This window comes from Mucilaginibacter sp. (assembly GCF_039207105.1).
In the GTDB taxonomy this organism is placed as follows: domain Bacteria; phylum Bacteroidota; class Bacteroidia; order Sphingobacteriales; family Sphingobacteriaceae; genus Mucilaginibacter.
Map to the genome: position 1 here is coordinate 40,989 of NZ_JBCECK010000011.1, position 7,759 is coordinate 48,747.

Annotated in this window: 5 protein-coding genes; 1 reads left to right on the forward strand and 4 read right to left on the reverse strand. The window is 39.4% G+C overall.

The genetic code is table 11. The features are described 5' to 3' along the window. Positions 1-16: 16 nt before the first annotated feature. Both AAGC65_RS04060 and AAGC65_RS04065 read right to left on the reverse strand, forming a co-directional pair. The gene (locus AAGC65_RS04060) at positions 17-3,604 is read right to left on the reverse strand and encodes a TonB-dependent receptor (protein WP_343111131.1); all 3,588 of its coding nucleotides are present in this window, start codon (positions 3,602-3,604) and stop codon (positions 17-19) included. A 217-nt stretch (positions 3,605-3,821) separates the two neighbouring features. Then, positions 3,822-4,817, reverse strand: coding sequence for a FecR domain-containing protein (locus AAGC65_RS04065; RefSeq protein ID WP_343111132.1), 996 nt, complete (start codon positions 4,815-4,817; stop codon positions 3,822-3,824). A 285-nt stretch (positions 4,818-5,102) separates the two neighbouring features. Between AAGC65_RS04065 and AAGC65_RS04070 the strand changes: the two genes are divergently transcribed. Further along, positions 5,103-5,702, forward strand: a complete 600-nt coding sequence (locus AAGC65_RS04070) for an RNA polymerase sigma-70 factor (protein ID WP_343111133.1) — start codon at positions 5,103-5,105, stop codon at positions 5,700-5,702. 24 nt (positions 5,703-5,726) lie between these two features. Here the strand turns inward: AAGC65_RS04070 and AAGC65_RS04075 are convergent, their stop codons facing one another. Both AAGC65_RS04075 and AAGC65_RS04080 read right to left on the reverse strand, forming a co-directional pair. Next, positions 5,727-6,893 (reverse strand): threonine synthase, encoded by a 1,167-nt coding sequence (locus AAGC65_RS04075; protein ID WP_343111134.1) that lies wholly within the window; start codon positions 6,891-6,893, stop codon positions 5,727-5,729. Between the two features lie 74 nt (positions 6,894-6,967). Next, positions 6,968-7,759, reverse strand: a 792-nt coding sequence (locus AAGC65_RS04080) for a M28 family peptidase (protein WP_343111135.1), incomplete at its 5' end; no start/stop codon positions are given.

The window sequence follows — 7,759 nt, forward strand, 5'->3', positions numbered from 1 at the left end:
AAACAATAGGCATTGATTAAAATGTTGCCTGAACTCCAAATGACAACGATTTGTTAAGCGGATATGTGCCAAAATTGGTAGCTGTTTCCGGATCATAGCTTTTATTAAGCGATGTAAACGTAAACAAGTTGGCGCCAGTCACGTAAAATCTCAGTTTTTGCAGTTTAATACTTTTAACAATTGCCGATGGCAAGGTATATCCAAATGTTAATTGTTTAATACGGGCATAAGCGGCGTTCAAAATATATTTATCCTGTGCCTGCTCGTTACCGCCACCACTAAATCGGATACGCGGATAATAGGCATTAGTGTTAGTAGGTGTCCAGTAATTGGTTGTCATTTGCGATGGTATGCTGTACTCATCATCTCTGAACGCGTAAAACACGTATTCATTAGGATAAAAATCTTGTTTTAAGACACCCTGGATAAAGGTTGCAAAATCAAAGCTTTTGTATGACAGGTTTAAATTAAAACCGAATTTGTAGTGAGGCGTGGTGTTACCTATCAGTTTCTTATCGCCCATATTGCCGAGCGTGTTGTTACCGTAGTTGATCTTGCCGTCACCGTTCAAATCTTTGTATTTGATATCACCTGCAAGCCATTTATAACCCGCTAATGCTGAATTATCAACAGCCGCCGCTTCAGCATCGGTTTTATAAAAACCATGATTAACATAACCATATATATTACCCAGATCCTGACCCTTTATAAATATATAATTGATTGGGTTACTAATATCCTGTGTTGGGTTACCGGCATATTGAGTTACACGGGTATTAGATGTGTTAGATAAACCAAGTGTAACGCTGTAATTTAATTCATTGATCTTATCCGAATAATTCAAACTAAATTCCCAACCATGAGATGTTACAGCTGCCGAGTTAGTTGGCGGAACGGGTGCACCTAAGGTAGATGGTGTTTGAGCACCCGGAGCAAGAATATCTTTAATATTGGTGATAAAATAATCAAATGATCCGTTTAGCTTACTGTTAAACAAAGCATAATCTAAACCAAAGTTTTTGGTTTGCACTTTTTCCCATGTAAAAGATGAGCTTACTAAACCAGGTGCTGCCACCATTATACCTTGCTGGCCATTCAACAGGTAATTAACCAAACCTGTTTGTTGGACCGCGATGTAAGGATACTGGAATGCTGACGAAGCTACAGAATTAGCCAGCATATTGAGCATTTGTGTATTTGAACCCACGCCAGGTACCAATTGATTTGGTAACTGACCATAAGATGCTCTTAATTTCAACTGGTTAAGTGTACCTCTGATACCCTCCATAAATGATTCCTGAGCTACGTTCCATCCTACTGATGCAGATGGAGAAAAAGAATAACGGCTGCTTGGCTGAAAACGTGAAGTACCGTCATAACGAGCATTGATCTCTACCAGGTATTTATCATCATAGATATAGTTCAACCTTGAAAAGGTACCTACCAGGGCATATTCGGTTTCAACACTTCCTACCTGTGGTTTAGGGTCATTGTTAATACCCGATGCTGGTAGATTAGGGTCAATCAAATTTTTAACTAATGTACTGCCTAATTGATAGTGCTGATACTCCTGATTGTAACCTACTAACGCTTTTACATAATGTTTGCCAAACCTGTTTTCGTAAGTAGCGAAGGCATTTAAAGCATTGTAGTTATTATTAGTTTTGTTTTCAATTACCTGCGATGGGTTTGTCCATGGATAAATATCCAGGAATGTACCATTAACACCATATTCGTTAAATGGTATCAGGTTAGCCTTACGGTTATCGTTCAGCGCGTTCCAGGTATAATCAACATTTACAGACACGTGATCAACCGGCTTAATTATTATTCGACCTGTTGTCCAGAAATCATTTTGAGCATCAATATCACGACCAGACAAAGCATTAACTGCCAATGGGTTGGTGTAATTACCCTGACCTGCAAAATTACCATCTGGGTTGTAAACAGGCATTACCGGCGGAATATTTGAATACAACCATGCACCGCCTTGATTAATACGGGTTGATGCAGGCTGGTTATTGTCGGTATGGGTCATGCTCATGTTTAAACCCAATGTTAACCATTTAGCCACATCAGAATTAACCTTTAAGGTTGGGGTATAACGCTGGTAAACCTGGTTAGCAGATTTTTCTAAACCTTCTTGTCTGAAATATCCCATACTGGTTAGGAATGTTGTTTTACCCTCGCCACCAGAAACCGATATGTTATGTTGTTGTTGAGGAGCCCAACCGGGGTATAATACTTTTGTCCAGTCGGTGTTACCTACGTAACGATACCTTTTAGGGTTAGCAGGATCAGGATAACCAGTAGGGTTATTGGCCGGATCATTAAAATATGCAGTCGCCATAGTAGAGTCAAGCGCGGTAAAAGGCGTGGTTGAATAACCACCACTTTTTAAGCCCGTGCGATTAGCCTCGTTAAACATTTTGATATAATCAAGCGAGTTTACCTGCTCTACCAAACGTGTAGGTCTTGAAATAGTGTAAGAACCTGAATAGGTAACCCGTGTTGGGCCGGCTTTACCACTTTTAGTAGTGATCAGAATAACGCCGTTTGCAGCCCTGCCACCATATATAGCTGCTGATGCCGCATCTTTTAACACAGTTACACTGGCTACATCATTAGGATCAATCAGGTTAGGGTCACGTGCCACACCATCAATTAATACTAACGGAGTAGTGGCCGCATCGCCATTTGTTAAACTCATTGTTGTACCACCACGAACATTGAACGTAGCAGCTGTACCTGGTTGGCCACCGCCTAAACTTACGTTTAAGTTAGGGATAAGGCCTTGTAATCCATCGCCAAGGTTAACCATTGGGCGGTTCTCCAATTTGTCGCTGTTTACAGTAGCGATAGAACCTGTCAGGTTCACCTTTTTCTGCGTGCCATAACCAACAACTACAACTTCACTTAAACCTTTTGATGAAGCATCTAAAGCAATATTAATAGCTGTTCTTTTGTCAACAGCTACTTCTGCGGTTACATAACCCAGGTATGATACTACTAATATAGCATTATCAGGAGCATTGATAGAAAAAGCGCCGTTCAGATCAGTAGCTACACCGTTAGTACCACCTTTAACACGGATAGAAACACCGATCAGGGCTTCGCCTGTAGCTTTATCGGTAACTTTACCTTTGATGGTTATATCAGTTGCCGGGATCATCACTTCGGCTTTAGCTTCAGCTTGTACCGGAGTAACTGGCTTAGGTACTAAAAGAATGTAGTTATTACGTTGTTTGTACATCAGGCCTGTTTGATCTAACAAAAGCTTGAGTGTTTCTTCAACGGTACGGTTGCCTGCAGGTATGGTAACATTATTGTATGCCTTTAGCTCATCATTTTTGTAGGCAAACCGAAAATCAGTTTGTTTTTCAATTTGTTTGATAGCTGATTTTAGGCTTTGGTTTGTTACGCCAATAACTACATTGATGTTTTTGATAGTTTGTCCGTTGGTTACGTGGGCAAACAGCATATTACAACAAGTAAGTAAAACTGTAAAGGTAATGGTGGTATACCTCATAATACGGAGAAGTATGGTTAATTGGTCTGAGTTCCTTTTGGGAACAGAAAAAAATTTAAGTAGTAAAAATTTCATAATTTTACTTGGATTTAAGCGGTTTTTAGGAAACTGGTTTAAACTCTGACCGGTAACAGAACTGATACTTCTGTTATCCTGCTAAAAGCCGTTGCGGTTGGCGCCGCAGCGGTTTTTTTAATAAAGGGTTTACCATCATGGTTTGATGGCCTGGGTTTGCGTTATTTTTTTCTCATATATTGATTTCTTTAAGTTTAGTTAATTAGTGTCTTTATAATTATTTGATAATAATTTCACTGCCGTTGCGCTCATACCTGAACCTGGTAAGTTCGCTAAGTACGTTCATTACTTGATCTATATTTTCATGTTTTAAGAATGACGCGGTAAAGTGATAAGTCTTTACATCAGGATTATTGAATGTTATTTTAACATTATACCAACGTTCAATCACCTGAGCTGCTTCGCCGAGGTTGGTATCATCCAAAATCAGATCGCCATTCATCCAGCGTAGCCTGGAGGCATTAACTTTATATTTTTTAGCATCGCCACTTATTTGATTATAGCTTAAGCATTGGTTAGGTGTTAATATACTCAGCAACTTACGTTGTAAACCTACACTCACTTTACCCCGTGCCACGGTAACGCTCATTTTGCTTGAACCATAAGCCTTAATATTAAAAGCAGTTCCCAGTACCTGCGTAAACACTTTACCGGTATGTATTATAAATGGCCGTTTTTCATCATGGGCCACATCAAAATAGGCCTCGCCTTCTAAATATAGTTCTCGTTTACTACCTGTAAAACTGGATGGATACCTTAGCTTGCTGCCAGAGTTAACCCAAACCTGCGTACCATCGGATAGTCCTATCTGTATTTTTTTGCCGTAAGGAACTGTTTTTTCATAATAAACAACCGCCTGTTGTTGCGACATTTGTTTTGTTCTGTGCAATAGAAAAGCCACTACACCAAACACCATAAATATTCCGGCAGCAACTGACATCCATCTTCTAAAATAAAAAACTGACTTTTCAGATGGTTCAGTGCTCAAGGAAAATCGCGGATCGGAAGTAATCTTATGATACAAGTTCGCGTGATCCAAATCATGGAAAGAACCTTCCTCGTTCAGATTATCCCACTCTTTCTCCATAAGCTCATACAATTCCTCATCATTACCCGATCTGGAAATGTAGCCCATAAGTTCATCATAATCTTCCCGATTGATGCTGTTAGTGGTATATTTTTTTAAAAGAAAGCTTATACGTTCCTTACTCACCTGGTTTATTTTAAATTACAATCGATGCCGAATATAAACGTAATACACATCTGAAGCAGTTTAGGACTACCCGCTTTTAAAATATTTTTAAAAAGTAATAAATTAGCTGAAATCCATATAGAATATTAAGGAATCGCTTAACATATGTATATAATTTTGCAGTAAGGCCAATTAAACATACAACATTGTTAATTACCACCACGATATTTTATCGCAACATTATCTTTTTATTATCAAATCTTTTTTAGATTTGATAGCTCGAAGTAATTTAACCCCTTGTATTAAGTGAAGTTATTGGAAGATCATAATGAAAAGTACGCTGCCCGTCTGAAAAAAGACGATCAGGCGGCATTTCATGAGATTTACCGCATTTACAGTAAGAGGCTTTATAACTTTGTTTACAGTTTTCTGAAAAACAAAGAATTAAGTGAAGAAGTTGTTCAGGAAGCCTTTTTAAACCTATGGATAAACCGGGCTAAGCTCAACGAATCGTACCCGGTTGGCCCCCTTCTGTTCACCATAGGTCGACGATTAACCCTTAACGCATTACGGCAATTTACAACCTCAAAAGCAAGTTTGGAAAAACTTTGGCAATCGATTACATACCTGCATAACGATACCGAAGAAACCATATTACTTAACAATTTGCAGGACTTTGCAGAAACTGCCTATAAAAGCCTCCCTAAACAACAACAGCTTGTTTTCAGGCTCAGTCGTGAAGAAGGGCTATCCTATGATGAAATTGCAGATCGGCTGCAGATATCAAAAAACACGGTAAAAAACCATCTTATTGCTGCACTCAAAAATTTAAGAGCCCAGTTTTCCAGGTCGGATATTGTTTATATGTTTTTAGCTGTCCTTTCCATGTTCGTTAAAAGCAAATAATTGCTTTTAACGAACACCTACTTCTTATATCTTAATATTTTCGAGGTATTTATAACCGCTGCCAGTATTGATGAGCAATACTTTTTCCTGGGGTTTTACCCATTGAGATGCTTTTAATTTTTTGTAGGCCTGCCATAAAGATGCACCTTCAGGTGCCATCAATATGCCCTCGTTCCGGGCTATTTCTTTTAGGGCTATGCTCATTTCTTCGTCGCTGATAGTTATTGCAGTGCCCTTGCTATCGCGTAAAACTTTAAGTATCACTTTATCAGCATAAGGTTTTGGCACACGCAAGCCATTAGCTATGGTGAAACCACCATCGGTAAATTCAGATACATATTGGCCTGCATGAAATGCTTTAACAATACCATCGCAGCTTTGCGATTGTACGGCTACCATTCTTGGCCTTTCAGCACCTATCCAGCCTAATTGTTCCATCTCATCAAAAGCCTTCCAAATGCCTATCAATCCGGTACCGCCTCCTGTAGGGTAAAATATTACATCAGGTAATTGCCAGTTAAACTGCTCAGCTATTTCATAGCCCATTGTTTTTTTACCTTCTAATCGGTATGGCTCTTTAAGTGTTGATACCTGGAACCAGTTATTCAACAAAGCATGCTCGTTAACGAGTTTGCCGCAATCGCTGATGTTACCGTCTATTTCAACCAATTCAGCACCATATAAACGGCACTCATCTTTAAAAACTCGTGGAGTTTGCTTAGGCATATAAACAATAGCTTTCATACCACCGCGGGCAGCGTAGGCGGCTAAGGCACCTCCGGCGTTTCCGGCTGTGGGGGTAGCAATTGTATGTATACCTAACTCTTTAGCTTTTGATACAGCAGCACTTATACCACGTGCTTTGAAAGATCCGGTCGGGTTGCCTGATTCATCCTTCCAAAACACCTCATTCCCGGTAGTAAATTGTTTAAGATTTTCAACAGGAATAATGGGCGTAAAACCTTCACCTAAAGTAACGATGTACTTTTCATCAGTAACCGGCAAAAACTCCTTATATCTCCACATGGTAGCAGGCCGGCCCTGCAAAATAGATTTACTGATGCCACCCGTTAAATTATATTGGGCAAACAATGTTGATTTACAACTTTCATTAATACAAACCGTATTAAGTACTGCAGCATTATGTATAGTGCCACATTCGGGGCATTTTAAATTTGTTAACAATGACATTGCTGTCAGTTCAATATTATTAATCACTGATAATTCTATTTATATACACTAATCTTCTTCTATACCTCTAAGGTTTATTCTCCTGCAAAAATGTCTCCAGCATTCCATGTGGGCTTATTGGGCCGTTGAGCTACCAGATAGCCAATCAAAAAATTGAGCTGGGCATATTTTTTTCCGGCTTCAAAATCAAATATACCGTTTATATCATCCTGGGGCTTATGATAATATTTGGCCCTCCAGGGAGCTACAATCTCATTCATATTGTTTTTACCATCGGCTGTTTTGCTACCATATTTAATGTGCAGGGCTGGTATACCCTGTAAAACAAAACTATACTGGTCGCTCCGGGTAAAGCGGGCTTGCTTGGGCTCTGGATCAGGCTCAACATCTAACTTCAGGTAACCAGCCGCCTGTGCTACCTGGTTTGAAAGAGATGAAAGCTCGGCTCCTAAAGCCGTAATTGACAACAACGGAGCAATAATGGTAGGCATATCTGTATTAACATCAGCTACCATACTTTTAACAGGTACGGTTGGATATTTAGCAAAATAGCCCGAGCCAAGATCACCCAGTTCCTCTCCGGTTAAAAGAACCAGTAATATAGAGCGTTTGGGTTTAACCTTCAGATTTTTATAAACATTAGCAATGCCCAGTAAACTGGCAACACCCGAAGCATTGTCATGTGCGCCATTGTAAATAGAATCACCTTCCACAGGTTTACCGATACCCAAATGATCTAAGTGAGCGCTGTGCACCACATATTCATTTTTCAATTCCGGATCGGTACCCACTATCTTGCCAATTACATTATAACTTGTGATATCCTGATAAGTTGACGCGTAAGAGATATTAAAGCCTAATTTAAG

Coding starts and splice junctions, on each gene's coding strand:
- AAGC65_RS04060 (WP_343111131.1), bottom strand. CDS start 3,604: ATGAAATTTTTACTACTTAAATTTTTTTCTGTTCCCAAAAGGAACTCA.
- AAGC65_RS04075 (WP_343111134.1), bottom strand. CDS start 6,893: ATGTCATTGTTAACAAATTTAAAATGCCCCGAATGTGGCACTATACAT.